General features: G+C 72.3%; 24 protein-coding genes. 3 read left to right on the forward strand and 21 right to left on the reverse strand.

Translation table 11 applies throughout. The annotated features are described in order from the left end of the window. Positions 1-56: 56 nt before the first annotated feature. Together C2865_RS32945 and C2865_RS32950 are read right to left on the reverse strand one after the other, a co-directional pair. On the reverse strand, positions 57-1199 hold the full coding sequence (locus C2865_RS32945; RefSeq protein WP_106402555.1) for a thiolase family protein: 1143 nt from the start codon (positions 1197-1199) through the stop codon (positions 57-59). Beyond that, a complete protein-coding gene (locus C2865_RS32950) occupies positions 1192-2628 on the reverse strand; it encodes a class I adenylate-forming enzyme family protein (RefSeq protein WP_106402556.1) in 1437 nt (478 codons plus the stop codon). Before C2865_RS32950 ends, C2865_RS32945 begins: the two co-directional genes overlap by 8 nt. Positions 2629-2682: 54 nt before the next feature. On the opposite strand from C2865_RS32950, the gene C2865_RS32955 reads away from it, so the two are divergent. Further along, positions 2683-3447 carry an SDR family NAD(P)-dependent oxidoreductase gene (locus C2865_RS32955; RefSeq protein WP_106402557.1) on the forward strand — a complete coding sequence of 255 codons (765 nt, stop codon included), beginning with the start codon at positions 2683-2685 and terminating at the stop codon, positions 3445-3447. Positions 3448-3499: 52 nt separating this feature from the next. Here the strand turns inward: C2865_RS32955 and C2865_RS32960 are convergent, their stop codons facing one another. After that, positions 3500-4090, reverse strand: coding sequence for a DJ-1/PfpI family protein (locus C2865_RS32960; protein WP_198653773.1), 591 nt, complete (start codon positions 4088-4090; stop codon positions 3500-3502). Between the two features lie 100 nt (positions 4091-4190). Here C2865_RS32960 and C2865_RS32965 point away from each other — a divergent pair, with 100 nt between their 5' ends. Beyond that, entirely contained in the window at positions 4191-5153 is a 963-nt protein-coding gene (locus C2865_RS32965) for a GlxA family transcriptional regulator (RefSeq protein ID WP_106402559.1), read from the forward strand. Here the strand turns inward: C2865_RS32965 and C2865_RS32970 are convergent. Both C2865_RS32970 and C2865_RS32975 read right to left on the reverse strand, forming a co-directional pair. Beyond that, positions 5138-5782 (reverse strand): response regulator, encoded by a 645-nt coding sequence (locus C2865_RS32970; RefSeq protein ID WP_106402560.1) that lies wholly within the window; start codon positions 5780-5782, stop codon positions 5138-5140. The two genes, C2865_RS32965 and C2865_RS32970, sit on opposite strands and share 16 nt — an antisense overlap. Continuing rightward, on the reverse strand, positions 5773-6918 hold the full coding sequence (locus C2865_RS32975) for a sensor histidine kinase (RefSeq protein WP_232835934.1): 1146 nt from the start codon (positions 6916-6918) through the stop codon (positions 5773-5775). Before C2865_RS32975 ends, C2865_RS32970 begins: the two co-directional genes overlap by 10 nt. A 111-nt stretch (positions 6919-7029) precedes the next feature. On the opposite strand from C2865_RS32975, the gene C2865_RS32980 reads away from it, so the two are divergent. Then, positions 7030-8442 (forward strand): serine hydrolase domain-containing protein, encoded by a 1413-nt coding sequence (locus C2865_RS32980; protein ID WP_106402562.1) that lies wholly within the window; start codon positions 7030-7032, stop codon positions 8440-8442. Between the two features lie 7 nt (positions 8443-8449). On the opposite strand, the gene C2865_RS32985 is transcribed toward C2865_RS32980, so the two are convergent. The 16 genes from C2865_RS32985 to C2865_RS33060 form a co-directional block, all read right to left on the reverse strand. After that, positions 8450-10000: an ATP-binding protein gene (locus C2865_RS32985; RefSeq protein ID WP_106402563.1), complete on the reverse strand. Its 1551-nt coding sequence runs from the start codon at positions 9998-10000 to the stop codon at positions 8450-8452. 129 nt (positions 10001-10129) lie between these two features. Next, the gene (locus C2865_RS32990; RefSeq protein WP_106402564.1) at positions 10130-10987 is read right to left on the reverse strand and encodes an NAD(P)-dependent oxidoreductase; all 858 of its coding nucleotides are present in this window, start codon (positions 10985-10987) and stop codon (positions 10130-10132) included. Then, complete coding sequence (locus C2865_RS32995) at positions 10984-11364, reverse strand: carboxymuconolactone decarboxylase family protein (RefSeq protein ID WP_198653774.1); 381 nt, start codon at positions 11362-11364, stop codon at positions 10984-10986. The genes C2865_RS32990 and C2865_RS32995 overlap by 4 nt, the downstream gene beginning before the upstream one ends. A gap of 4 nt (positions 11365-11368) precedes the next feature. Then, the gene (locus tag C2865_RS33000) at positions 11369-12136 is read right to left on the reverse strand and encodes an enoyl-CoA hydratase/isomerase family protein (protein ID WP_106402565.1); all 768 of its coding nucleotides are present in this window, start codon (positions 12134-12136) and stop codon (positions 11369-11371) included. 1 nt (position 12137) lies between these two features. Then, positions 12138-13229: an acyl-CoA dehydrogenase family protein gene (locus C2865_RS33005; protein WP_106402566.1), complete on the reverse strand. Its 1092-nt coding sequence runs from the start codon at positions 13227-13229 to the stop codon at positions 12138-12140. Beyond that, the gene (locus C2865_RS33010) at positions 13216-14121 is read right to left on the reverse strand and encodes an acyl-CoA dehydrogenase family protein (RefSeq protein ID WP_106402567.1); all 906 of its coding nucleotides are present in this window, start codon (positions 14119-14121) and stop codon (positions 13216-13218) included. The genes C2865_RS33005 and C2865_RS33010 overlap by 14 nt, the downstream gene beginning before the upstream one ends. Next, entirely contained in the window at positions 14099-15511 is a 1413-nt protein-coding gene (locus C2865_RS33015; protein ID WP_106402568.1) for a class I adenylate-forming enzyme family protein, read from the reverse strand. Before C2865_RS33015 ends, C2865_RS33010 begins: the two co-directional genes overlap by 23 nt. Beyond that, a complete protein-coding gene (locus C2865_RS33020; protein ID WP_106402569.1) occupies positions 15508-16569 on the reverse strand; it encodes a CaiB/BaiF CoA transferase family protein in 1062 nt (353 codons plus the stop codon). Before C2865_RS33020 ends, C2865_RS33015 begins: the two co-directional genes overlap by 4 nt. Next, positions 16566-17522: an LLM class F420-dependent oxidoreductase gene (locus tag C2865_RS33025; protein WP_106402570.1), complete on the reverse strand. Its 957-nt coding sequence runs from the start codon at positions 17520-17522 to the stop codon at positions 16566-16568. The genes C2865_RS33020 and C2865_RS33025 overlap by 4 nt, the downstream gene beginning before the upstream one ends. A gap of 30 nt (positions 17523-17552) precedes the next feature. Next, positions 17553-17954, reverse strand: a complete 402-nt coding sequence (locus C2865_RS33030) for a cobalamin B12-binding domain-containing protein (RefSeq protein ID WP_106402571.1) — start codon at positions 17952-17954, stop codon at positions 17553-17555. Continuing rightward, complete coding sequence (locus C2865_RS33035; protein WP_106402572.1) at positions 17954-19531, reverse strand: methylmalonyl-CoA mutase family protein; 1578 nt, start codon at positions 19529-19531, stop codon at positions 17954-17956. The genes C2865_RS33030 and C2865_RS33035 overlap by 1 nt, the downstream gene beginning before the upstream one ends. A gap of 28 nt (positions 19532-19559) precedes the next feature. Then, complete coding sequence (locus C2865_RS33040) at positions 19560-20402, reverse strand: NAD(P)-dependent oxidoreductase (RefSeq protein WP_106402573.1); 843 nt, start codon at positions 20400-20402, stop codon at positions 19560-19562. 30 nt (positions 20403-20432) lie between these two features. Further along, complete coding sequence (locus tag C2865_RS33045) at positions 20433-20834, reverse strand: roadblock/LC7 domain-containing protein (RefSeq protein WP_106402574.1); 402 nt, start codon at positions 20832-20834, stop codon at positions 20433-20435. After that, positions 20831-23254, reverse strand: a complete 2424-nt coding sequence (locus tag C2865_RS41610; protein WP_106402575.1) for a sensor histidine kinase — start codon at positions 23252-23254, stop codon at positions 20831-20833. The genes C2865_RS33045 and C2865_RS41610 overlap by 4 nt, the downstream gene beginning before the upstream one ends. Next, positions 23251-24696 (reverse strand): FadD3 family acyl-CoA ligase, encoded by a 1446-nt coding sequence (locus tag C2865_RS33055; RefSeq protein WP_106402576.1) that lies wholly within the window; start codon positions 24694-24696, stop codon positions 23251-23253. The genes C2865_RS41610 and C2865_RS33055 overlap by 4 nt, the downstream gene beginning before the upstream one ends. Beyond that, positions 24693-25871 (reverse strand): amidohydrolase family protein, encoded by a 1179-nt coding sequence (locus C2865_RS33060; protein WP_106402577.1) that lies wholly within the window; start codon positions 25869-25871, stop codon positions 24693-24695. Before C2865_RS33060 ends, C2865_RS33055 begins: the two co-directional genes overlap by 4 nt. Positions 25872-25881 lie beyond the last annotated feature (10 nt).

Here is a 25881-nt window from a genome sequence, read left to right on the forward strand (position 1 = left end):
CCGGGCCGGGTGCCGGGGTGCGAAGGCCCCGGTCCGGCCCGGCGGGAGCAGCGGGGTCACGGGGCGTGGACCTCGATGACCGCGGCGGAGCCCATGCCGCCGCCCGCGCACATCGCGGCGACGCCGACGCCGCCGCCGCGGCGGCGCAGTTCGTGCACGAGGGTGGTGAGCATGCGGGCGCCGGTGGCGGCGACGGGGTGGCCGAGGGAGCAGCCGCTGCCGTTGACGTTCACCTTCTCCGGGTCGATGCCGAGCATGCCGATGGTGGCGACGCACATGGCGGCGAACGCCTCGTTGATCTCGAAGAGGTCCACGTCGGACAGCTGCAGGCCGGCGCGGGACAGGGCCTTGGGGATCGCCTTCACGGGGGCGAGGCCGGTCTCGGCGGGGTCCACGCCGACGGACGCCCAGGAGCGGACGGTGGCCAGGGCGGGCAGGCCCAGGCGGTCGCTCGCCACGACCAGGGCCGAGGCGGCGTCGTTGGCCCCGGCGGCGTTGCCCGCGGTGATGCTGAAGCCCTCGATCTCCGGGTGGAGCGGCCGGAGGGAGGCGAGCTTCTCCAGGCTGGTCTCGCGGCGCGGGTGCTCGTCGACGGAGAAGAGGCCGTACGGGGTCTCGATCGGGAGGATCTCCTCCTTGAACCGGCCCTCGTCGATGGCGCGGACGGCGTTGCGGTGCGAGCGCAGCGCCCAGGCGTCCATCTCCTCGCGGGTCACGCCCGCCTTGACCGCGGCGTTCCAGCCCACGGTGATCGACATGTCGAGGTTGGGGGCGTCGGGGCGGTTCGGGTGGGTGGGCGGGTGCCACGGGTCGATCCAGTCCTCGCCCGAGCGGAACCGGAACTTCGGCGAGGTGGAGGAGGAGTTCACCCCCCCGGCGATGATCAGCTCGTCCATGCCCGCGCGGATGCTCGCGGCGGCGCTCTGCACGGCGGTCAGGCTCGCGGCGCAGTGCCGGTTCTGCGCCTGGCCCGCCGCCGAGGTGAGCCCGGCGGTGATCGCGGCGTGCCGGGCCACGACGCCGCCGCCGTACAGGCCCTCGCCCAGGATCACGTCGTCGATCAGCGCCGGGTCGAGCCCGGAGGCGGCGGCGGTGAGGACGTGGTGGGCCAGGTCGTAGGCGGTGGTGTCGCGCAGCGTCCCCTTGAAGGCGGTGCCGACGGGGGTGCGCAGTGCGGAAACGATGACTGCCTCAGGCATGGGTCTTCTCCATCTCGGCCAGCAGGGTGCGGCGCAGCAGCTTCCCGGTGTCGGTCTTGGGCAGGTCGTCGCGGAACACGATGGTGTCGGGGGTCTTGGACGAGCGCAGCCGGTCCCTGACCCACCGCTTGAGCTCCTCCTCGGTCGCGGGATCGGTGCCGCTCACGACGAAGGCGACGATCCGCTGGCCCCACTCGGTGTCGGGCACCCCGATCACCACGGCCTCGCCGACGCCCGGGTGGGTCAGGAGCACGTCCTCGATCTCGGCGGGGGCTATGTTCTCGCCGCCCCGGATGATGGTGTCGTCGGCACGGCCCTCGATGAACACGTAGCCGTCGGCGTCGAGGCGGCCGCGGTCGCGGGTGGAGAACCAGCCCTCGGCGTCCAGGACGCTCCGGCCGCTGTACTCGCCGGAGATCTGCTCGCCGCGCACGTACACCAGGCCGGTCTCGCCCGCGCCGAGCACCTCGCCGTCCTCGGAGCGGATCTGGAACTCCACGCCGGGCACGGGGCGTCCCACCGAGCCGAGGCGCTCCCGCACGGCCGGGTCGTCCGACGTCATGGCCTTGCGGTGGTCGCCGGGTCCGAGGACTGCGATCGAGGAGGCCGTCTCGGTCAGGCCGTAGGCGTTGACGAATCCCGTGTTCGGGAAGACCTTCAGCGCCCGTTCCAGGACGGGCAGCGGGGTGCGCGAGCCCCCGTACGCGAGGCTGGCCAGGGTCGGCGTCGCGGCGTCGTCGCCTTCCACCGCGTCGACGATGCGCGCCAGCATCGTCGGCACCACCAGGGAGTGCGTGACGCGTTCCCGCCGGACGGTCTCCAGCCATTCGTCGGGCTGGAACGCCGCCAGGTAGACGACACGGCGTCCGGTGTAGACGTTGGTCAGGAGGTTCGCCAGACCTGCGATGTGGTACGGCGGGACCGCCACGAGGGCGGCGGCGTCCGCGTCGGCCGACGCGAATTCCAGGGTGTTCATCACGTAGGCGAGCAGGTGCCTGTGGCGCAGCACCGCCGCCTTCGGCTCGGACGTCGTGCCGCTGGTGTAGAGCAGGACCGCCACGGCGTCCGGGTCCGTGGGCGCCTCGGCCTGCGACGGGGCGCCCGCGGGTGCGAGCAGTCCGTCGAGGTCCTCCTGGCGCAGGACGAGGGCGCCGGGGTGGCGGGCCTGCAGGCCGTTCAGCTGGTGGTCGCCGAGCCGGTAGTTCAGGGGCACGAAGGGCACGCCCGCGATGGCCGCGCCGAAGAGCGCGACGGGGTAGGCCAGGTGGTTGGTGCCCAGGTAGAGAACGGCCGGGTGATCCCGGAACCGGTCGGCGGCGGAGCGCGCGAGGCTCAGGAGCTCGGAGGCGGTCACCGTGCGGCCGTCGGCCGTCACCACCGGCCGGTCGCCGGCCGATGCCGCCATGTCAAGGATCAGGGTGATATTCATGAGAATGCTATTCTCGCAAACCAAGAGCTTCGGTTGCAAGGGAGGGAAACGCCAATGCAGATCAGGGGATGTTCGGCACTGGTGGCCGGCGGCACGGGCGGCCTGGGCGAGGCCACCGTCCGGCGGCTGCACGCCGCGGGCGCCAAGGTGGTCGTCGCCGACGTCAACGACGAGAAGGGCAAGGCGCTGGAGCAGGAGCTCGGCGTCCGCTACCTGCACACCGACGCCGGCAGCGAGGACGACGTCCGCGCGGCCATCGCCGCGGCGGAGGCCGAGGGCCCCTTCCGCGTCTCGGTGGACACCCACGGCGGCCCGGCCGGAGGCGGCCGCCTCGTCGGCAAGGACGGCGAGCCCATGCCGCTGGACGCCTTCCGCACGACCCTCGAGTCCTACCTCGTCAGCGTCTTCAACGTCATGCGCCTGACCGCCGCCGCGATGGGCCGCCAGGAGGTCTCCGAGGACGGCGAGCGCGGCGTCATCGTCAACACCGCCTCCATCGCCGCCTACGAGGGCCAGATCGGCCAGCTCCCCTACTCCGCGGCCAAGGGCGGCGTCGTCGGCATGACCCTTGTCGCCGCCCGCGACCTGTCCCCCCTGGCCATCCGCGTCGTCACGATCGCCCCCGGCACCTTCAACACCCCCGCCTACGGCCAGCACGCCGACCGTCTCGAGGCCTACTGGGGCCCCCAGGTCCCCCACCCCCGCCGCATGGGCCGCTCCGCGGAGTACGCCGCCCTCGCCTGCCACATCGTCGAGAACACCTACCTCAACGGAGAGGTCATCCGCCTCGACGGCGCCCTCCGCTTCCCCCCGAAGTGACAGCGGGCGGCCGGGACCGCGCCGACGCGCTCGGCGGACCCCGGCCGCCGCGTCAAGAACGGTGCCAGACGGTTCCGCGGCGCTCGTGTTCGAGGACCGCTCCGGCGAGCAGGGCCGCGTCGACGCCGTAGAGGCGCTCGATGAGCCAGAGGCCGAGGTCGATGCCGGAGGTGACGCCTCCCGACGTGACCAGGTCGCCGTCGTCGACGACACGCGCGTCGACGACCGTTCCGCCCTGGGCCCTCAGGTCGTCCTTGGCCACGCGGTGCGTCGTGCAGGGCCGCCCCTCGGTCAGCCCGGCGGCGGACAGCAGCATGGCGCCGGTGCACACCGCCGCCATGATCAGGCCGGGACGCCGGGCCTCGGCCAGCGCCTTCGGCAGGACGCCGCGGCGGATCTGCTCGTCCAGGGCGGACCCCTCGCCGTAGCCGCCGCCGGGCACCAGGACCACGTCCGCGGACCGCGGCGCCCACGGCTCGCGCACCGCGATCTCGAGGCCGGAGGAGGCGGTCACCGTACCCGGGCCGTCGACCGCAGCAAACGTGTACCGCACCCCGTCCATGACGCCCAGCGCGGCGATCGTTCCGACGAAATCCTGCTCCTCCACACCGTCGTAGAGCACCGTGTACACGTGAAGAGACATGTCGGTCCTTTCGAAAAGTGACGAACGGAGCCGAGTATGTCGAGGGCACGACCAGGGCGGACAGTGGCAGGAATGCCCATCATGCGTAAGATCCGGCCACATGCATGTTGTCGCGGTACTCGCCCTTGACGGCACCGTCGGTTTCGACCTGACGATCCCCTGCCAGGTCTTCTCCATCGCACCCGGCTACGAGCTGCGGGTCTGCGCCGAACGGAACACGACGGCGACCGCCGCCGGGCGTGAGCTCTTCCGGATCTCCTCGCGCTTCGGCCTGGCCGACGCGCGTGACGCGGACACCGTGATCGTGCCGGGCGCCGATCCGGACCGGCCGCCGCGGCCGAGGGTCCTGAGGCTGCTGCGCGAGGCGGCGGCAGGTGGCGCGCGCATCGCGTCGATCTGCACCGGCGCGTTCACGCTGGCGGCGGCGGGGCTGCTGGACGGCCGCCGGGCCACGACCCACTGGATGCTCGCCGGCCGGCTCGCCGAGGCGCGTCCGGAGGTCGAGGTGGACCCGTCCGTCCTGTTCGTCGACGGCGGTCGGATCCTGACCTCGGCGGGAGTCGCGGCGGGACTCGACCTGTGCCTGCACATGGTGCGCGACGACCACGGCGCGGCGGTGGCCGCCGAGACCGCGCGGATGATCGTGATGCCGCCGCAGCGCGCCGGAGGCCAGGCCCAGTTCATCGAACACCGCGAGCCCGTCGGCGACGCCTCGGGCCTCGGCCCGGTCCTGCAATGGATGCAGGACAACCTCGGAACGCCGATGACCGTCGCCGACATCGCGGCCGCGGCGAACATGAGCACACGCAGCCTGGCCCGGCGGTTCCGCGCGCAGACGGGCACGACGCCGTCGCGCTGGCTCCTCGACCGGCGGCTGCAGCGGGCGAGGGAACTGCTCGAGACGACCGGCCTCCCGGTGGAGCGGATCGCCCGGATGACGGGCTTCGGTTCGGTGGAGACCCTGCGGCACCACTTCGCCCGGCACGTCGGCACCACCCCCGGCTCCTACCGGGCGGCCTTCCGGAGCGAGGCTCCCCGTCCGGCGGGTCAGGCGTCGAGGTAGCGCAGGATGGCCAGCACCCGGCGGCTGTAGCCGGGGTCACGCGGCAGTTCGAGCTTTTCCATCAGCGCGTTGATGTGTTTTTCGACGGTGCTCAGCGACACGTGCAGGCGTTCGGCGATCGCCGCGTTGACGCAGCCCTGGGCGAGGTGCCGCAGCACCTCCGTCTCGCGCGGGCTCAGCCTGCTCAGCGGGTCGGCGCGGGTGGTGCGCAGGATCAGCTGGCGGACCACCTCGGGGTCGAAGGCCGTGCCGCCCGCGTGGATCCGCTCCAGCGCGTCGAGGAAGTCGGCCACCTGCGAGACGCGGTCCTTCAGCAGGTAGCCGAGGCCTTCGGCGTCGCCCGCGAGGAGCCTGGCGGCGTAGGTCTTCTCCACGTACTGCGACAGGACGAGCACGCCGACGCCCGGGTGGCGCTCGCGGATCTCCAGTGCCGCGCGCAGCCCCTCGTCCGTGTGCGTCGGCGGCATGCGCACGTCGACCACCGCCACGTCCGGCGGCCGCTCGTCGACCGCCTCGAGCAGCGCCCGCCCGTCGCCGACGGCGGCCGTGACCTCGTGCCCGGCGTCGGCGAGCAGCCGGGTCAGGCCCTCGCGGAGCAGGACCGAGTCGTCGGCCAGGATCAGCCGCACGGGACCTCCTTGGGCAGTTCGGCGGTGATCCGGGTGGGGCCGCCCGGAGGGCTGTCGACGGTGAACGTCCCGTCCAGCGCCCGGACGCGCCGGGCGAGCCCGGACAGGCCGCCGCCGGAGGGGTCGGCGCCGCCCGCCCCGTCGTCGGAGACCGCCACGCTCACCGTCTGCTCGTCCTCGTCCACCACGACCAGGACGGCACGCGCGTCCGCGTGCTTGACCGCGTTGGTGATCGCCTCGCGGACGATGAAGTACAGGGCGGTCTCGATCGAGGAAGCCGGCCGCCCGGCCAGCCCGTAGCGCACGGTCACCGGCACGCCGGACTGCTCGGCGATGCCCGCGAGCGCGGCGGGCAGCCCCAGCTCGTCGAGCGCGGTCGGGTAGATCCGCCAGGCCACGCTGCGCAGCTCGTCCAGGAGCAGGCGCGACTCGGCGCAGGCCTGGACGACCAGTTCGCGGGTCCTGGCCGGGTCGGCGCTGTGCTCGGCGCGGCCCAGCAGCATCGCCAGTGCCACGCCCCGCTGCTGGACGCCGTCGTGCAGGTCGCGTTCGATCCTGCGCCGCTCGTCGTCCACGGCGCGGACGATGTCCGAGCGGGTCTCGGTCAGCTCGGCGATGCGCCGGCGCATCCGCTCCGGGCTGCCCGGCCCCAGGAGGCGGTCGGCCAGCGAACGCTCCGCGGCGCCGACGGCGACGGCTCCGGCCAGGGCCAGGGCGAGCAGGAACCCGCCCATCAGCACCGCCACGACTCCGACGTTGCTGATCACCTTCACGCCCGGGAGGACGAACGGCACGGACTCGCTCCCGCCGACGAGGAGGTCCCGCGACCCGCCGAACAGGAGCAGGCAGCCGAGGAAGAGCCCGGCGGCCACGGCGTACCCCGCCATCAGGCCCGCGGTGGCGCGCACGGCGAGGAAGCCGTATCCGCCACCCTCGGCCGTCCGGTGCCCCAGCCAGGCGGCGAGCCTGGCGCGTTCGAGCGCCAGCAGCCGCTCCGCGCCCCGGTCGCAGGCGGGCCGCGCCGCCGGGACCAGGCGGGCGGGCCAGGCCGCGCAGAGGAACACCAGCTCGACGACGCCGAGGACCGCGCCCGCCAGCACTCCCACCAGGGTGCGCACACCACGTCGACCTGACACGTCCAGCAGTCTAGGCACCACACCACCTGCGGGTTCATAGCGGTTTCCCGTAATGAACCGGCAGGATTCCCGCAATGGTGCCGGGTAGGGACGGATCATTAGCTTCGGCTCATGCTCCGAACCGCCCTCGCCTCGTTCTCCCTCGCCCTGCTCTTCGGCGCCGCTCCACCCGTCTCCGCATCCGCTCCCGCGCCGACCCCCGCGTCGATAGACGCCTACGTCGAGCAGTACCGCGAGGCCACGGGGTTGCCGGGCGTCGCCGTCGCGATCACGAAGGGGAACGAGGTCGTCCACACCGCCGGATACGGCAGTACCGCCACCGGAAAGCCCGTGACGGCGGGCACCCCCATGGCGGTGGCGTCGGTCAGCAAGTCCGTCACCGCCCTGGCCGTCATGCAGCTGGTCGAGAAGGGGAAGGTCGCCCTCGACCAGCCGGTGCGCCGCTACCTGCCCGAGTTCACGATGGCCGACCCCAGGGCCGCGAAGATCACCGTACGGCAGCTGCTCCACCAGACCTCGGGCATGGCCGACTCGGCCTTCCACGAGAAGAGCGAACCCCAGCCGGGAACGCTCAAGGGCTCGGTGGCCAGGCTCCGGACGGCGAAGCTCGCCGCGGACCCCGGGACCGTCTTCAGCTACCACAACACCAACTACCAGGTCGCCGCACGGCTCGTCGAAGTCGTCAGCGGTCAGCCGTTCGCCGCCTACCTGGACGCGCACGTGTTCGAGCCCCTCGGCATGCACGACAGCACGACGATCGACACCGACCGCGACCTGCCCGCCAGCGCCCGCGGCCACCTGTACGTCCTCGGCCGGGCCGTCGCGCTGCCGGAGCCCACCGGCTTCGGCAACGGCTCCGGCGGGGTCATCACCACCGCCGACGACATGGCCCGGTGGCTGATCGCGCAGCACTCCGGCATCCTGTCCCCGCAGAGCGTCAAGGAGATGCGCACTCCCTCCGCGCAGAACGAGGAATACGCCCTCGGCTGGTTTCTGGAGGAGACCGAAAGCGGCACCCCCGTGCTCGAACACGGCGGCGACCTGTTCACCTCCACCGCCTACCAGCTGCTGATGCCCGATTCGGGTTACGGCATCGCCGTCATGGCCAGCACCGGCATGTTCTTCTCCGACGCGCAGAACCTCATGACCGGCCTGACCGCCCTCGTCGAGGGCCGCACTCCGCCGTCTCCCCCCTCCCAGCTGTCCCGTCTCCTCACCGACCTGTTCTTCGTGCTGCTGACCCTGGTGACCATCGGCCTCGCGGTGCGGGGCACGATCCGCGCCCGCCGCTGGTCCACGAACCGCACGGGATGGCAGCTGTGGCGGCTGGTGCCGTACTTCGCCCCGCTCGCGTTGTGCCTGACGCTCGTCCCGATCCACCGCGTGCTGGCCCGAGGCCGCGACGCCATGTGGATCCAGCTGGCCTACCTCTACCCGACCTTCACGATCTGGCTGCTGACGGCGTCGGTCGCGGGCCTGGCGGTGGTGGCAGCACGCCTGTGGGGAAAGACCCGGCCCCGGTGAACCGGGTTCAGAGGCGGACCAGGGTGACGGGGCGGCCGGACGGGCCGTTGCTGCCGGTGATGGTCGGCATGGGAGAGCGCTGGTCGAAGACGATGAGCGTTCCGCAGGGCAGGCCCATGCGCCTCAGGTAGCCGTCCAGCTGGACGAGTCCTCGGGTCTCCGGGTCGGCGCGGCCCCTGTGGTGGACCTTCAGCTCGACGGCCTCCCACTGCTCGGTGCCGTCGGGGAGCGGCCAGCGGACGAGGATGTCGATGCGGCCCCGGCCCACGGCGTACTCGCGGTCGATGAGGCCGCCGCCGTTGACGACGCGGTGCAGCCAGGCCATGAACACCAGCTGGCAGGCCGCCTCCGCATAGTTGTGCTCACGGGAGATGATCTCACCGTGCAGGCTCCAGAATCCCGTGAACTCCTCCAGGAGGAGCTCGAAGTCCAGACGTCCTTCCGAGGTGACGAACGACCGCGAATCGATCTGGATGGCGTTCTCGATCTGCTCGGTCAGGACCCGGACGACGACCTCCTGGTAGATCGGATTGGCCATCTGCAGGGATCGGCTCAGCTTGATCAGGCCGAGATCGCGGGCGTAGGAGGCGTCGTCGTTGTAGGCCAGGTCGACGGAGGGCACGGTACCGGCGATCATCGGCTCGATGATGCGCTTGACCGGCGGCTCGTTCAGCCGGGCCACCAGCGAGTCCAGATGCGTCGCACGCGCGACGATCAGGCGTTCCACGGCCGTCTCCATGTGCTTGTCGGTGACCGGCTCGGTCACCGGCACGCGCATCTTGTCGATGACTTCGCGGGCCAGCGCGTTCACCAGCCACGGCTGTCCCTGGCTCGCCTCGAAAGCACGCTGGACCGCCTCGGGGGTGAACTTCTGGCCGGTGGCCTCCGTGTGCTGCTCGTACAGCTCCGTCACCTGCACATAGGTGAAGTCCGCGAGGCGAAGGGAGTCGACCTTGATATTGAACGGGCTCGAGCTCCCCAACCGCTCAGGATCGCCACCCGGGGCGGCCTTGTAGTCTCGGACGTCCCGTAGACCGCACAGCACCACGGAATGGGGGAATCTGTGGGGACGGTTCCGATGACCGTCACGCAACTGGCTCAGGACGCTGACCAGGTTGTCGCCGGTCAAGGTGTCGATCTCGTCGAAGAACAGGACCAGCGGGAAAGGGCAGCGGACCGCCCAGTCCCGCAACGCCCTGCGCAGCCGGTTGCCCGGTACCGCGTCCGGCCACGGATCGGGCGGGCGGAGCTCCGGCGCGAGCTCCATGTCCTCGGCGGCCTCCGCAATGCTTCCGAGAAGCCGGGCCTCCGCGTCCTCGAACGTCTTCGCCGTTTGCGCCGTCTCGCAAGAGAACGAGACGGCGACGTACTCCCCCTCGGCGTTGAGCGTTCGAGCCAACGTCTCCAGCACGGTGGTCTTCCCCGACTGACGGGGAGCGTGGAGAACGAAGTAGTTTCCCCGCTCGATGTACTCCCGCGCCTCGGGCAGCCGGGGCTCCGGCGGGAGCATGTAGTGCTCGTCCTCCCGGCAGGGACCGGTCGTGTTGAAGTACTTCACGCTCCGCACACTACAGGTCGACAATCCGTGGTGTACCCGAATGTGTCAAGACCGGCCCAGGAGCGGTGCTCCCGGGCCGGCCGTACCGTTCGTCCCGGTTCCCTGAAGGGTGAGGAAGGGCGGGAACCGCTACGAACGGTCGATGAAGGGGTAGATCCGGGTGAAGTCGGTGCCAGGCTCCGATTTCGCGAATCTTTCCCAGAGGGACGTGACGGCCTCGCCCATCTCCGTCGCTCCGCCGCGTTCGGCGACGGCGTCGAGGTAGAGGCGCACGTCCTTGGCCATGAGGGTGTTGCCGAAGCCCGCGGCGTACGTGCCGGTGAGCACGTGGTTCGGGAACTTGTCGCCGGTGGCCGAGTTGCGGCCGCTGGAGGCGTTCAGGACCTCGAGCATCGTGCCCATGTCCAGGCCCGCGGCGACGCCGAAGGCGACGGCCTCGCTGGTCGCGGCGAGCGCGGTGGCGGCGAGGAAGTTGTTGGCCAGCTTCAGGGCCTGGGCGGGGCCCGCGCGGTCGCCCACCCGGTGGAGCCGGTCGGTGAGGGCGGCCAGCACCGGCTCGGCACCGGCGCAGGCCTCGTCCGTCCCCGAGTACATGACGGCGAGCGTGCGGGCTCTGGCCCCGGCGGGGCCGCCGGACACCGGGGCGTCGACGTAGGAGACGCCGTGTGCGGCGAGGAGTGCCGCGTTCACCTCGGCGGCGGCCACGCCGATCGTGGAGGTGTCGATGACATGGGTGACCGCGAGGCCCTCGACCGCGGCGATCTCCCGTATCACCTGGCCGGAGGTCCTGCCGTCGGGCAGGCTCAGCACCACCACGCCGGTTTCTCTCGCGACCTCGGCGACGCTTCCGGCCGCGACCGCGCCCTCGGGGACGCGTTCGGGCCCGGCGGCGTCGTAGGCGACCAGGGGGAGGCCATGCCGCACCACGTTCGCCGCCAGCGCGCCGCCCATGTTCCCCAGTCCCACGAAACCGACCGTCGTCGTCACGCCTCCTCCCGGGCTGCCCGCAGCTCGCGGAGGATGCGTTTCGCGGTGACTCCGGCGGGGGCTCCGCAGTAGGCGGCGAGCTGGAAGGGCAGCTCGTCGAGCTCCTCGTCGGTGACGCCGGCGCGGTGGGCACTGGCCGCGTGGAGGCGGAACTCCTCCACGCGGCCCAGGGCCGCGGTCATCGCCAGGACGAGCAGGCTGCGGTCACGGGAGGTGAGGGCTCCCTCCCTGGCCCAGACGCCCCAGGCCATCGACGTGATGTAGTCCTGGAACTCGCGGCCCGCCTCGTCCGGGTCGGCCGTGACGCCGTCGACGTAGGCGTCGCCGAGCACGGCGCGGCGCATGGCGCGGGCCGCGGCCAGGGGGTCCTCGGCCACCGGGTCAGCCCTTGCCCTTGGTGAGCTTCTCGATGATGGCGGCGAAGTCGTCGGTCTGGAACGACTGGTGCTCGGCGGTCATCGCGAAGTCGAGGGTGGCCAGGACGGCGCGCTCCAGCTGGAGGTTGAGCAGGCGCTTGGTGCTCTCAACGGCCTGGCGGGGCAGCTTCGCGATCTTCGCCGCGCACTCCGTCGCCTCGGCCAGGGGGTCGGCCGCGACGTGGTTGGCCAGGCCCATCTGGACGGCGCGTTCGGCGGGGATGCGGGCGCCGGTGAGGGCGTACTCCTTGGCCAGCAGCAGGCTGGTGTGCAGCGGCCAGGTGAGGGGGCCGCCGTCGGCGGCGACCAGGCCGACCTGCACGTGCGGGTCGGCGAGGTAGGCGTTCTCGGCCATGTAGACGACGTCGCTGAGCGCGACGAGGCTGCAGCCGAGGCCGACGGCCGGGCCGTTGACGGCGGCGACCACCGGGATGCGGCAGCGGGCCATGCCGAGCACCAGGTCGCGGCCGTGCGCGATGGTGGAGGCGCGCAGCTCGGGGTCGTCCCGCAGCTCCTTGAGGTAGGTGAAGTCCCCCCCGGCCGAGAACGCCTTCCCGGCGCCGGTGAGGACGGCCGCGCGGGCGTTCCGGTCCTCGCTGAGCTGCGGCCACAGCTTGGCGAGGCCGGTGTGCAGGGAGTCGTTGACGGCGTTGAGCGCCTCGGGGCGGTTCAGGGTGATGAACCGCAGCGGGCCTTCCTCGCGGACTTCGATCTCCTTGGGCACGTCGTACATGTCAGGCTCCCAATCCGAGGATGCGCGAGGCGATGATGTTCTTCTGGATCTGCGCGGTGCCGCCCATGACGCTCTGCGCGCGGCTGTAGAGGTAGGTGCCGAGCAGCTCCGGGTCGCGGGTTCCGGCGACGGCCAGGGCCGCGTGCCCGACGGACTGCTCGGTCCAGGTCATGAGCAGCTTGTCCAGGGAGCCGTCGGGGCCGTGCTCGACGCCGTCGAGCCGGTCGGACAGCCGCCGCTGCACGTGCAGGCGGAGCATCTCGGTCTCGACCGCGGCCCAGGCGAGCTCCTCGGGGACCTCGCCGTCGCCCACCCGTTCCAGCAGCTGGCGGACGGTCTTGCCGTAGCGGGCGGAGTAGCCCAGCTCGGCGGGTTCGCGTTCGTGCCCGACGATGGTCATCGCCAGCTTCCAGCCCTCGCCGGGCGCGCCGACCATCTGGCTCGCGGGGACGCGGGCGCCGTCGAAGGCGACCTGGCCGAACTCGGTGGTCACCCCGTTGATCATCCGCAGCGGGCGCTGCTCGATGCCCGGCTGGTGCATCGAGACGATGAACCCCGACAGGCCCTTGTGGCGGGGCACGTCCGGGTCGGTGCGGGCCAGCAGGAGGCACCAGTCGGCCACGTCGGAGTAGCTCGTCCAGATCTTGTGGCCGTGGATGACGTACTCGTCGCCCTCACGGGTGGCGGTGGTCGTCAGCGAGGCCAGGTCCGAGCCCGCGCCGGGCTCGCTGAAACCCTGGCACCAGCGCTCCGTCCCGTTGATCATCCCGGGCAGGAAGCGGCGCTGCAGCTCCCGGCTCCCGTGCCTGCCCAGGCCCTGCATGAGGTAGCCGAGGCTGGGCCGGGACGGGGCGCCGGCGCGGGCCAGCTCCTCGTCGAGGATGACGTCGTAGACCGGCGGCAGCTCCTTGCCGCCGTACTCCTTCGGCCAGGAGAGGCCGAAGAACCCGGCGGAGTACAGCGCCTGGTGCCATTCGCCCTGCCTGCGCCAGTAGTCGTCTCCCGAGGTGGGGAACGTCCCGGCCGTCTCGGCGAGCCAGGACCTCAGCCGCTCCCGGAAGGCGGCCTCCTCGGGCGAGTCACGAAAGTCCAAGGTCGATCTCCTTCAGGCTCACGGGGAACAGGTGGGTGGAGGTCAGCGCCCGCCGCAGGTGGACGTGGGCGAGGCACTCCCAGGTGTTGCCGATGCCGCCGTGCACCTGCACGGACGTCTCGCAGACGGTCCGCGCGGCGCGGGCGCAGTAGACCTTGGCGATCCGGGCGGCCCGCAGCGCCGCGGCCGGTTCCAGCTCGTCGACGGCCCAGGCGGCGTGCCGCAGGACGCTCACCGAGCCCTCGATCAGCGCGAGGGACTCGGCCAGCAGGTGCGCCACGGCCTGGTAGGAGCCGATCGTCTTCCCGTACTGCTCCCGCACCTTGGCGTAGTCGCAGGCCAGCGTGTGCGCGCCGCGGGACGTGCCCACGAGGTCGGCGGCGGTGACGACCAGCGCCAGCGCCCGCCAGCGGTCGGCCTCGTCGTCGGCCAGCTCGCCGACCGCCTCGAGCGGGCCGACGACCTCGGCGGTCCGGCGGGTCAGGTCGGCTCCGGGCGTGAGCGTGCCGGTCCGTCCGGCCAGCACCCGGGCGCCCTCCAGGGCGAGCACCCGCTCGATCCCCCGGGCGTCCAGGGCGTCGGCGCCGACCGCGACCGTCCAGGACCCGCCGGGGGCGCCGGTGCGCCTGCGCAGGTCGTCGGCGAGCACGGGGCCCAGGAACGGCGCGTCGACCAGACCGCGGCCGAACTCCTCGGCGACGAGCGCCACCTCGACACCGGAGGCGCCGTCGGAGCGCAGGGTCCGCCAGCCGGTGGCGGCGACCGCCTTCTCCAGCCGGGCGGCCCGTTCGGCGTCGTCCAGTTCGAGGACGGAGCCGGGCCCCAGGTCGGCGGCCAGCCGGGCGGCCGCGTCGCGCAGCTCCCGCTGCTCAGTGGTCAGACGTGCGTCCATGACGCTCCTTCAGGACTCGGCGCAGCACCTTGCCGGAGGGCAGGCGCGGGATCTCGGCCACGAGCACCACCTCGCTCGGCCGTTTGTAGGAGGCGAGCCGTTCGCCGACCAGCGCGATGAGCTCGGCGGGCTCGACCGGGCCCTCCGGCGCGACGGCCGCGACGATCGCCTCCCCGTTCGCGGCGTCGGGGACGCCGTACACCGCGCAGTCGGCGACGGCCGGGTGGCCGTGCAGGACGGCCTCGACCTCGGCGGGGGCCACCTGGAAGCCGCGCACCTTGATCATTTCTTTGGAGCGGTCGGTGAGCCGCACCCAGCCGTCCGCGTCCACGCTGCCGACGTCGCCGGTGCGGTACCAGCCGCCGTCGAACGCGCCCGCCGTGGCCTCCTCGGGCAGGTATCCGGCCATCAGCGACTCCGCGCGGGCCTGGATCTCCCCCGTCTCGCCGGGGGCGACCGGCTCGCCGGTCTCCAGCGACACCACGCGCAGCTCCACCCCCGGCACGGCGCGGCCGGCGCTGTCGAGCCGCGCGCCTTCGACCGGGTTGGCGGAGATGACGGGCAGCTCGCTGGCCCCGTAGGCGGGCATCCAGCCGACGCCGGTCCGCGCGGTGACGGCCTCGGCGACGCTCGGGGTCACCGGTGTCGCGCCCCACATGATGTAGCGCAGCGACGACAGGTCGTAGGACTCCAGCTTCGGATGGGACGCCAGGGCCAGCGCGATCGGCGCGACCGCCATCTCCACGGTGATCCGGTCGGTCTCGATGCACTGCAGCACCCGCTCCAGGTCGAACCGGCGGTGCAGCCGCAACCAGGCGCCGGACTCCAGCGCGGTGACGATGTTGAGGATGCCCAGGATGTGCGAGGGCGGCGTGGTGACCTGGATCCGGTCGTCCTCCGTCAGCCCCAGCACCCGGCGCCAGTGCCCGACGGCCGCGCCGAACGAGGCGCGGGTGTGCCGGACGGCCTTGGGCATGCCGGTCGTGCCGGAGCTGAACACCAGCAGCGCGTCGGCCCGGGGGTCGGGCTCGGGGAACGGGCCGTGCCCGGACCCGGTCGGCTCGACCGGCTCGTCCAGATGGAGCATCGGCATCAGCTCGGCCAGCACCGGGTGGTCGCCCACCGCGTGCGACGGCCGGGTGATCGCCATGGCGTGCTCGGCCTCGGCACGCTTCCACGCCGGGCTGAACAGCACGACCGCCGCGCCCAGCCGCCAGACCGCCTGCACCGCCACCACGAACTCGGGCCGGTTGGACGACATGAGCGCGACCCGGTCTCCCGGGCGCACCCCGCGCCGCGCCAGCGCCCCCGCCATCGCGTCGGCCATCGAACCCAGCCGGGAGAGGGTGTACTCCCGCCCTTCGAAGGCGAGTGCCGTCCGCTCGCTCATGTCTCTTCCTCACCGTCCGTCAGGCCGCCGTGTTCGCCCAGGCGGGGCGGGGGGCGGTAGTCGGGTTCGTGGCCGGCCACCTTGATGGAGCCGCCGACCAGGCGGAAGCCGCCGGCCGTCACGACCATCTCCGGGGTGGCCTCCAGCGCCTCGGGCAGCGTGCGGACGGCGGCCGCGGGGACGCCCGACGGGCGGAGCCTCGCCTCCCAGGAGACCGCGGTGTCGGCGGCCAGCGCCCTCGTCACCACGGCCAGGACCTCTTCGCGGCGTTCGGCGCGTTCGGCCATCGTCGGGAAGCCCTCGATTCCGGCCTCGGCCGCGAACGACTTCCAGAAGCCGTCATGGGTGACGAACAACGCCAGGTGGCCTTCGGCCGTCGGGAACAGCTGGGCCGGCACGTAGTAGGAGTGCGCGCCGTTGGGCAGGCGCCGGGGCTCGGTCCCCTCGTTGAGGTAGGCCGACGCGCGGTAGTTGAGCTGGGAGAGCATCACGTCCCGCAGCGACACCTCCACCTGGCCGCCGCGCCCGGAGACGATCTGGGCGAGCAGCCCGATCGCGGCGGTCAGCCCCGAGGAGTTGTCGGCCGAGGAGTAGCCGGGCAGCGTCGGCGGGCCGTCCGGGTCGCCGGTGAGCGAGGCGACGCCGGTGGAGGCCTGGACGACGTAGTCGAAGGCCGGGTCGTCGCCCGCGTCCATGCCGAAGCCGGTGAGCGCGACGCACACGATGCGCTCGTTCCACCGCTTCAGGTCCTCGTAGGTGAGCCCCAGCCTGCGGATCGCCGACGGCTTCAGGTTGACCAGCAGCGCATGGGACTGCGCCACCAGGGCGCCCAGCCGCTCCCGGCCGTCCGCGGAGTTCAGGTCGAGGCGCACGCTGCGCTTGCCGCGGTTGAGGCTGGCGAAGTAGGCGTCGCTCACCTGGCGGGAGATGTCCCCGCCGGGCGGCTCGATCTTGGTGACCTCGGCGCCGAGGTCGGCGAGCATCATCGTCGCGTAGGGGCCGGCCAGCATGTGGCCGACCTCCAGGATCCTGATGCCCGCCAGCGGGCCGGGGCTCACCGGAACTCCTTCGCGAGCTCGGAGATCATCTCCCGGGTCCGGTACTTGGAGGCGACGAGTTCGTCACGGTCGTCGCCGATCGGCAGCAGGCGCACCGACAGGTCGGTGACGCCGGCGTCGGCGAACCGCTGGAAGCGCGCCGCGATCGCCTTCTCGTCACCTGCCGCGCACAGGTCGCCCACGTCCCTGGCGTCGCCGTACTCCAGCAGCTTCTGGTAGTTCGGCGAGATCTCCGCCTCGCCCAGGATCCGGTTGGCGCGTTCGCGCGCCTCGTCGACCCGGGAGGGTTCGCACAGGCAGACCGGGACTCCCGCGATGATGCGCGGGGCCTGGCGCCCGGCCTCCTCGGCCGCCTTGGTGATGCGCGGCACGACGTGTTCGGCGACCGCCCGTTCGTCGGCCATCCACAACACGGTCCCGTCGGCGTGCTCGCCGGCCAGCTTCAGCATGACCGGGCCGAGCGCGGCGACCAGCACCGGCATCGGGGCCGCCGGGCCGAGGTCCAGCGGGTTGTGCACCTCGAACGTGCCGTTCGCCACGTCCACCGGGCCGGGGCCGTTCAGCGCGGCGCGCAGCACCTCCAGGTAGTCGCGGGTGTACGCCGCGGGCTTCTCATAGGGCAGGCCGAGCATGTCCCGGATGATCCAGTGGTGGGACGGGCCGACGCCCAGCGCCAGCCGCCCCCCGGCCGCGGCGTTCGCGGACAGCGCCTGCCGGGCCAGCGCGATCGGATGCTGGGCCTGCAGCGGCACGACCGCCGTGCCCAGTTCGATGCGGGAGGTCCGCGTGCCCATCAGGGCCACCGCGGTCAGCGCGTCGAAGTCCGTAGGGACCTGCGGGATCCACGCGCTGTCCATCCCCGCGGACTCGGCCCACTCTATGTCGGCGAGCAGTTTCTCGACCTTGCGGGCGCCGTCCCCCCGCTCCGCACCGATCATCACACCGATCCGCACGTCTCCTCCTTCTTCCGAAAAACCGCGGGCTCAGGACGCGGCGGGGGTGGCGGTCAGCGCGCGCACCTCCGCGACCAGGGCGTCCAGGGGGGTGCCGGTGGGGAAGACGGCGGCGGCACCGGCCTCCCGCAGCTTCGGCACGTCGCCCAGGGGGATGGTTCCGCCGACGATGACCGCGATGTCCCCGGCACCGGCCGCGCGCAGCGCCTCGACGGTCCGGGCGGTCAGGGCTATGTGCGCGCCGGACAGGATGCTGAGGCCCACGACGGCCACGTCCTCCTGCAGGGCGATCGCCACGATGTCGTCGACCTTCTGCCGGATCCCGGTGAAGACGACCTCGAAACCGGCGTCGCGCAGCGTGCGGGCGACGATCTTGGCTCCGCGGTCGTGGCCGTCCAGGCCCGGCTTGGCCACGAGGACTCTTGTCGGCATCAGAACACCACCGGTTGCTGGAATTCGCCCCACACGTCCTTGAGGGCGGCGACCATCTCGCCGACCGTGCAGTAGGCGTTGGCGCAGTCGATCAGGGGACCCATCAGGTTCTCGGTGCCCTCCGCGGCGCGGGAGAGCGCGGCGAGGGCGGCGCGGGCCGCCGCGGGATCGCGTTCGGCCTTGACCTTGGCCAGGCGCTTGAGCTGGCGCTCGCGGCCCTCGGCGTCGAGTTCGTAGGTGGCCAGGTCGGGCGCCGGCTCCTCGGAGACGAAGCGGTTGACGCCCACGACCGGGCGTTCGCCCTCCTCGATCTCCCGGTGGATCTTGTACGCCTCGTCGGCGATGAGGCCCTGCAGGTAGCCGTCCTCGATGGCGCGGACCATGCCGCCGTGCCGCTCGAGGTCCGCCATGATCTCGACGATCTTCTCCTCGGTCGCGTCGGTGAGCGCCTCGACGAAGTAGGAGCCGCCGAGCGGGTCCACGACCTTGGCGACGCCCGTCTCGTGGGCGAGGATCTGCTGGGTGCGCAGCGCGAGCGTCGCCGACTCCTCGCTGGGCAGCGCGAACGGCTCGTCCCAGGCGGCGGTGAACATCGACTGGACGCCGCCCAGCACCGAGGCCATCGCCTCGTAGGCGACCCGGACGATGTTGTTCTGCGCCTGCGGTGCGTACAGGGAGGCACCGCCAGAAACACAACCGAAGCGGAACATCGACGCCTTGTCAGACGTCGCCCCGTAGCGCTCCCGGACGATCGTCGCCCAGCGGCGGCGGCCCGCGCGGTACTTGGCGATCTCCTCGAAGAACTCGCCGTGCGTGTAGAAGAAGAACGAGATCTGCGGCGCGAACTGCTCGATCGTCATCCGGCCGCGCTCGATGACGGTGTCGCAGTAGGTGACGCCGTCGGCGAGGGTGAAGGCCATCTCCTGGACGGCGTTGGCGCCCGCGTCGCGGAAGTGCGCGCCCGCCACGGAGATCGCGTTGAACCGCGGCACCTCGGCGGCGCAGAACTCGATGGTGTCGGCGATCAGCCGCAGGGACGGCTCGGGCGGCCAGATCCAGGTGCCGCGCGAGGCGTACTCCTTGAGGATGTCGTTCTGGATCGTGCCGGTGAGCTTCGCCCGCGGCACGCCCTTCTTCTCCGCGGCGGCCACGTAGAACGCCAGCAGGATCGCGGCGGTGCCGTTGATGGTGAAGCTGGTGCTGATCCTGTCCAGGGGGATGCCGTCGAACAGCACCTCGGCGTCGGCGAGGGTGTCGATGGCGACGCCGACCCGGCCGACCTCCTCGCTCACCTCGGGGTCGTCGGAGTCGTAGCCGCACTGGGTCGGCAGGTCGAGCGCCACCGACAGGCCGGTGCCGCCCTGCTCCAGCAGGTAGCGGTAGCGCTCGTTGGACTCCTCGGCGGTGCCGAAGCCGGAGTACTGGCGGAACGTCCACATCTTCTTGCGGTAACCCGCGGCGAAGTTGCCGCGGGTGAACGGGAAGGAGCCGGGGCCGGGCGGATCGGCGCGCCGGTCCTCGGGTCCGTAGACCGGCTTCAGGGGGATGCCGGACGAGGTCCGGCCGGGGTCGTTCATGGGGGTGTCACTCCTCGTTCCATGGCGTTCACTCCTTGTCGGCGAGGCCGTCTGTTTCTTCGGGCGCGGGCCTCAGCGCGGCGGCGAGGGAGGCCAGCGCGGCCTCCAGCGCGCCGAGATCGCCGCCGAGCTCCGCGGAGGTCTTCTTGACGTGGTCCACGTCCTTGCCCAGGAATTCGGCGGTGTCCGCGGTGAACCGCGCGACCGAGCCGCGGGAGGCGACGCCCGCCATCGCGCGGCTCGTGGAGCTGCCGTGCGGGAGCGCCCGCAGGAGGTCCTCCTCCGCCAGGCCCCACCGGGCCGCCAGCGCGACCGTGTCGGCCAGCAGCCCGAGCTGGGCGGCGAACAGCGCGTTGTTGAGGAGCTTCACCCGCTGGCCCGAACCCGGCGGGCCGACGTGCAGGAGCGGCTCGCCGTAGGCCTCCAGCGCGGGCCGCACCCGCTCCACCGCCCCCGCAGGGCCGCCCGCGAAGAGGGTCAGCCGTCCGGCGGCGATGTCGTGCGGCCCGCCGCTGACCGGCACGTCGAGCGCCTCGATCCCGCGTGCCGCGGCCTCGGCGGCGACGGCCTCGGCCGTGGCCGGGCTCCCGGTGGTGTGCACGACGAGCACGGACCCGGACGGCATCGCGTCGAACAGCGCACCGCCCAGGCACACCTCCCGGACCTGCTCGTCGGTGAAGACGCACACCATGACGGCCTCCGCGTCCGCGGCGACCTCCGCGAGGTCGTCCGCGACGCGCGGCCCCCGCCCTTCCAGGGCGCGGCGGGTGCCGGCCGAACGGGCCAGCACCTTCACGTCGTGGCCCGCGGCGGTGAGCCGGTCCACCATCGGGCGGCCCATCCGCCCGGCGCCGACGAATCCGAGGCGCATCCTCACTCCTTCCCTTCAGCGGTGCCCTGGTCAGGGGGTGGATCGCGGCGCTGCCGACACCCGCCGCCGCACCTGCTTGATCAGGCGGTTGGTCTCGTAGGCGACGAGTCCCGGGTTCCCTCCGGCGTCGGCCAGCACGGCCAGGCAGCTCCCCTGTCCCGCGGGCAGCACGAAGAACAGCAGGGCGTCCAGCTCCACGAAGGCCTGGCGCACCCGCTCTCCACCGAAGTGATCACGCGCGCCGTTGGCCAGGCTGTGGAAGCCCGACGCCAGCGCCGCGAGGAATTCCGCGCCCTGCGGCGTGACGTTCCCCGACGCGCCCATCACCAGCCCGTCCCGGGACAGCAGGACCGCTTGGCGCACCTCGTCGACCCGGGTGACCAGGTCGTCGAGCAGCCAGTCGAACTCGTGCGCGTTCCGGCTTCCGCTCATGGCCGCCTCCTCGTCTCGTCCGGACCGTCGTCCATGTCGTCGTCATCCGCACGGGCCTGCAGCCAGCCGGACTGCAGCGAGGTCATCAGGTTGCGGCGCAGCTCCGGGTCCGGGTCGTCGAACGCCTCCTCGTCCCGGCCCGCCACCACGTCCCAGGAGGCCGAGGAGTGGTCGCGCAACTGCGGCGCCAGGTTCTCCTGCCGCCTCCGCCGCGGGAGCCGCCTCGTGCCCGGCTCCCGCCGGTCCTCCTCCTGGGCCGCCGCGGGCCCGGCGGGCGAGGGCGGCGGGGTGGGCGGGGGAACGGGCGGCGGCACCGCGGCATGCCTCGCCGGGGGCGTCGCATTCCGCACCGGCGGGTCCTGCGGAGCCGCGTACCTCGCCGGGGCGTCGGAGCGCCGGGCGGGTCCGGACAGCGCCGGATGGGGCTTGCCCCCGTGGCCCTCCTGCCCGCGCGCCTGGTCGCCGTTGGCCACCAGGGACCGCGGGACCAGCACGATCGCGGTGGTGCCGCCGTACGCGGAGGCCTGGAGCCGCACCCTGATCTCGTGCAGCGCCGCCAGCCGCGCCACGACGAAGAGCCCGAGCCGGTCGGTGTCGGCCAGGTCGAACTCCACCGGCTCGGCCAGGCGCTGGTTCAGCTCGGCCAGCTGCTCGGCGTCCAGGCCCAGCCCGCGGTCGATCACCTCGATCACCAGCCCGTTGGCCACCAGGTCCGCCTTGACGGTCACCTCGGTGGTCGGCGGGGAGAAGGAGGCGGCGTTCTCGATCAGTTCGGCCAGCAGGTGGATCACGTCGGTGACGACGTCGCCGTCCACCGAGGACGCGTCGGCCGACGGCGTGGTCTCCACCTCCACCCGGGTGTAGTCCTCCACCTCGGCGATGGACGCGCGGATCAGGTCCTCGGCCGAGACCGGCCGGTCCCAGGCGCGCGTCGTCTGCGCGCCCGACAGGATGACCAGGCCCTCGGCGTGGCGGCGCATGCGGGTGGTGAGGTGGTCGAGCCGGAACAGGGCCTCCAGTTCCTCGGGGCTGGAGGCCCTGCGCTCCATCTCGTCCAGCAGCCGCAGCTGGCGGTGCAGCAGCGACTGGCTGCGCCAGGAGAGGTTGACGAAGACGCGGTTGATGCTCGAGCGCAGCTCCGCCTCGCCGACCGCGGTGCCGACCGCGGTCCGCTGGACCGTGGCGAACGCGTCGGCGACCAGGGCGACCTCCCGCGTCCGGCCCGCCGGGGGCCGGGGCGCCTCGGCCTCCACGTCCACCTTCTCGCCGCGGCGCAGGCGCGCCACCACCCGGGGCAGCCGCTCGTGGGCGAGTTCCTGCGCCATGTGCTGCAGCCCGCGCAGCTCGCGGGCCAGCCGGCCGGCGAACAACAGCGAGATCGCGACCGAGACGGCCACGGCCAGCAGGCCGACGCCGCCCGTCAGGTAGAACCGCAACATGATCTCGTCGCGGATCGGCTGGAGCTGCTGCTTCTCCAGCACCTTGCTCGCCTGGTCGTTGGTGCCCAGCCAGGCCGGCGTCAGCTGCGCGAGCGCGGCCTTCCACTCGGTCTGCCGGGGCGCGGCGCCGCGCTGCACGAGGCCGTCCTCCAGCGACCGGTAGGAGGTGTAGGCCGGTGACTCCGCGAACCGCCGCAGGATCAGGGAGATCTCCCCCTCCACCCCGGCGCGCGCCAGCTCGAAGAACTCCTCCTGGCTGCCGGCCCAGCGGGCGAACGCCGCGCGGTGGGCGGGGCTCACCGTGCCGGTCCTGGCGGTCGACAGCAGCACGTCCTGGCGCAGGACGAAGTCGTGCGCCCAGAAGAGATAGAGCAGCGAGTTGCTGTGCTGGTAGACGCCGACGTCGTCGACGCTCGCCAGGGTCGTCATCAGCCGGACCGAGCCGTCGATCAGCGCGCTGTACCCGTCGATGGACCGCAGCGGGTTGATCTGCTCCGCCTCGACCTGGGAACGCAGCGTCCCGAGTTCGTCGTAGGAGCCGTTGAGCGCCTCCAGCCGCTGCGCCACCGCGCCCGTGACCGCCTCCTGCACCTTCGGGGAGAGGGAGGACTCGCGGAAGATCTCCAGCTGGGTGGCCGTCGCGGCCGTCTTCTCCCGGAACGCCTGGGCGTTCTTCTCCCCGGGAGCGGCCAGCAGGAGCGCCGCGGCGGCCCTCTCCTGCTGGACGGCCTGGATGAGGGCGCCGGTGGGCACGCCGATCTCGTCGTAGACGGTGGAGAAGTCGCCGCGCTCCAGCGCGTCGGACAGCGTCGCGGCGGTGGAGAAGATCCACAACCCCGCCAGCGAGACCAGCGGGATCACCAGCAGGATCCCGATCCTGCGCCGGATCGGGAGGGTGCGCAGCCGTTCGCGGGAGCGGCCCCCGGGTTCCGGCGGTCCCGATTCCCGCGGTGGGGCCCCGCTCTCGGCTCTTCGTCTCATTGCAGGCGGTCCTTCATCACCTTGCCGGTGGCGTTGAGGGGGAGTTCCTCCAGGAGGACCACGGAGCGCGGCACCTTGTAGCCGGCCATGCGCTCCCTGCTCCAGGCGATCAGCGCCTGCTCGGTGACGGGGGCGCGGGGCACGACGAAGGCCTTGCCCACCTGGCCGAGCCGCTCGTCGGGGACGCCGATGACGGCGGCCTGGGCGACGGCCGGGTGCTCCAGCAGGAAGTCCTCGATCTCGGCGGGGTAGGCGTTGAAGCCGCCCACGATGAACATGTCCTTCTTGCGGCCGATGATCTTCAGCCTGCCGTTCTCGTCCAGCGACCCGAGGTCGCCGGTGTGCAGCCAGCCGTCGGCGTCGACCGCCTCGGCGGTGGCCTCCGGGTCGTCGAGGTAGCCCCGCATCACGCTGTAGCCGCGCACGAGGACCTCGCCGTCGTCGGCGATGCGCACCTCGACGCCGTCGCACGGGGTGCCGACCGTCGTCGCGATGTCCTCGAACGAGTCGCCCGGCCGGGAGGCGGTGGCCGTCCCCGCCTCGGTCAGGCCGTAGCCGGTCATGATCGAGGTGAAGGGCAGCTCGGTGCTGACCCGGCGGATGAGCTCGACCGGGATGTCGGCGGCGCCGGTCACGGCCACCCGCAACGAGGAGATGTCGCGCCCCGCCCGGGTCCGCCGGTCGCCCGGAGCCGCCAGCAGCGAGTGGTAGACGGTGGGCGCGCCGGGCAGCACCGTCACCTTCTCGCGTTCCACCAGCTCCAGGACGTGGCCGACGTCGAAGACCGGCACCGGGAGGATCGTCATGCCCCTGATCAGGGACGCGACGCAGCCCGCCTTGTAGCCGAAGGTGTGGAAGAACGGGTTGACGATCAGGTAGCGGTCGCCTTCGCGCGTCCCGGCCAGGTCGCACCACTCGGAGTACAGCCGGAGGGTCTGGCGGTGGTTCATCATGACGCCCTTGGGGCGCCCGGTCGTCCCGGACGTGAAGATGACGTCGGCGACGTCGTCGCCGCTCACCTTCCGCTCGAACGGCGAGCCGCTGGACAAGAAGTCCGACTTCAGGTCGATCAGCGGCACGCCGTCCGGCGCGGTGTACTCCTGGCCGAGGAAGCCCTGCTGGACCAGGAGCAGCTTGGAGCCGCTGCGGCGGATGACGTCGCCGGCCTCCTCGGCCTTGAACCGGGTGTTGACCGGCACCAGCACGCCGCCCGCGGTCACCAGGCCGAACGCCGCGATGATCCACTCTGCCGAGTTGGGCGCCCAGACCGCCGCCCGGTCCCCCTTCCCGATCCCGGCCGAGGCGAAGGCGCCCGCCGCCGTGCGGACGCGCTCGGCCAGCTCGGTGAAGGTGAGCCGGAGCGGCCCGTCCACGACCGCTTCGGCGTCGCCGAAGCGGTCGGACGAGCCGAGCACCATCTCGGGGATGGTGTCCCAGGTCATTTCGCGATCAGCCTGGCGAGGTTGCCGCCCATGATCTTGGCCTTCTCCTCGTCGGTGAAGGCCGTGAGCTCGTCGACGTGGGTGATCGGGTCGGCCTTGCCCTCGGGGTGGGGGTAGTCCGAGCCGAACAGCACACGGTCGATCCCCAACAGGTCGCCCAGCGCGGCCATGTCGTCCTCGATGAACGGGCTGACGTGGATCAGGCGGCGCATCTGCTCCACCGGGTGCTCCTCGAAGCCGTGCGGCATCTTCTTGTAGGCGTCCTTCAGGCTCGCCATCAGCGGGGCCACCCAGGACGACCCGGTCTCCACGGTCGCGATCTTCAGGTCGGGGAAGCGGGACAGGCAGCCGTGGGCGATCAGCGACCCCACCGCGTCCTCGATCGGCCGCCACTGCCCGAGGTGGCGGAAGGGCTGGGGCTTGAACGGCAGGTACTCCTGCCCGGCGCCCTCCCAGTCGTTGACGTAGCGCGCGTAACCGCTGTCTGAGGAGTGGAAGGCCACCAGCGTGCCGGACTCCTGCACCAGCTTCCAGAACGGGTCGAACTCCGGCAGCGCGAACGACCGGGGGCCGCGGAACCCGTAGGCCGGGGCGGGGCGGATCAGGATGGCGCGCGCTCCGCGCTCCAGCGCCCACTCCAGCTCCTCGATCGCCTTCTCCACGATCGGCAGCGTGATCACCGGGGTGGTGAAGATGCGGTCCTTGTAGTTGAACGACCAGACCTCGTCCAGCCACTGGTTGAGCGCGTGGACGACCACGTGTGTCAGTTCCGGGTCGTCGCGCATGCGCTCTTCCAGCAGGCTCGCCAGCGTCGGGAACATCAGGGTGCGCTGGACGCCCTGCTCGTCCATCAGCTCCAGCCGCGGGCCGGGCTCCCGGAACGCCGGGATCGACTCCATCGGGGCGCCGACGATCTCCCGGTAGGACTTGCCCTCCGGGTTGCCGTGCTTGAAGTAGTCCTCCTGCGCGCCCGGACGTGCCACCTTCTCGAACGTCGGGTTCGGGATGTACTCGCTGATCTGGCCCTTGATCGCGATCTTCGTCCGGCCCCTGACCTGCACGTACTGGATCGCGCTCTGGTACTCCTTCGGCAGGTACCGGGTGAACGCGTCCTCGGGCTCGTACAGGTGGTTGTCCGCGTCGAAGACCGGATACGGAAGCACACGTGACGGCATTGAGATCCTC

This window comes from Actinocorallia populi (assembly GCF_002995495.1).
Lineage (GTDB): Bacteria > Actinomycetota > Actinomycetes > Streptosporangiales > Streptosporangiaceae > Actinocorallia > Actinocorallia populi.

What these genes read in the sequence shown, in the direction of transcription:
- C2865_RS32945 (WP_106402555.1), bottom strand. Translation starts at nt 1,199, where the DNA reads ATGCCTGAGGCAGTCATCGTTTCCGCACTGCGCACCCCCGTCGGCACC.
- C2865_RS32950 (WP_106402556.1), bottom strand. Translation starts at nt 2,628, where the DNA reads ATGAATATCACCCTGATCCTTGACATGGCGGCATCGGCCGGCGACCGG.
- C2865_RS32955 (WP_106402557.1), top strand. Translation starts at nt 2,683, where the DNA reads ATGCAGATCAGGGGATGTTCGGCACTGGTGGCCGGCGGCACGGGCGGC.
- C2865_RS32960 (WP_198653773.1), bottom strand. Translation starts at nt 4,090, where the DNA reads ATGTCTCTTCACGTGTACACGGTGCTCTACGACGGTGTGGAGGAGCAG.
- C2865_RS32965 (WP_106402559.1), top strand. Translation starts at nt 4,191, where the DNA reads ATGCATGTTGTCGCGGTACTCGCCCTTGACGGCACCGTCGGTTTCGAC.
- C2865_RS32980 (WP_106402562.1), top strand. Translation starts at nt 7,030, where the DNA reads ATGCTCCGAACCGCCCTCGCCTCGTTCTCCCTCGCCCTGCTCTTCGGC.
- C2865_RS33000 (WP_106402565.1), bottom strand. Translation starts at nt 12,136, where the DNA reads ATGTACGACGTGCCCAAGGAGATCGAAGTCCGCGAGGAAGGCCCGCTG.
- C2865_RS33010 (WP_106402567.1), bottom strand. Translation starts at nt 14,121, where the DNA reads ATGGACGCACGTCTGACCACTGAGCAGCGGGAGCTGCGCGACGCGGCC.
- C2865_RS33015 (WP_106402568.1), bottom strand. Translation starts at nt 15,511, where the DNA reads ATGAGCGAGCGGACGGCACTCGCCTTCGAAGGGCGGGAGTACACCCTC.
- C2865_RS33030 (WP_106402571.1), bottom strand. Translation starts at nt 17,954, where the DNA reads ATGCCGACAAGAGTCCTCGTGGCCAAGCCGGGCCTGGACGGCCACGAC.
- C2865_RS33035 (WP_106402572.1), bottom strand. Translation starts at nt 19,531, where the DNA reads ATGAACGACCCCGGCCGGACCTCGTCCGGCATCCCCCTGAAGCCGGTC.
- C2865_RS33040 (WP_106402573.1), bottom strand. Translation starts at nt 20,402, where the DNA reads ATGCGCCTCGGATTCGTCGGCGCCGGGCGGATGGGCCGCCCGATGGTG.
- C2865_RS33045 (WP_106402574.1), bottom strand. Translation starts at nt 20,834, where the DNA reads ATGAGCGGAAGCCGGAACGCGCACGAGTTCGACTGGCTGCTCGACGAC.
- C2865_RS41610 (WP_106402575.1), bottom strand. Translation starts at nt 23,254, where the DNA reads ATGAGACGAAGAGCCGAGAGCGGGGCCCCACCGCGGGAATCGGGACCG.
- C2865_RS33055 (WP_106402576.1), bottom strand. Translation starts at nt 24,696, where the DNA reads ATGACCTGGGACACCATCCCCGAGATGGTGCTCGGCTCGTCCGACCGC.
- C2865_RS33060 (WP_106402577.1), bottom strand. Translation starts at nt 25,871, where the DNA reads ATGCCGTCACGTGTGCTTCCGTATCCGGTCTTCGACGCGGACAACCAC.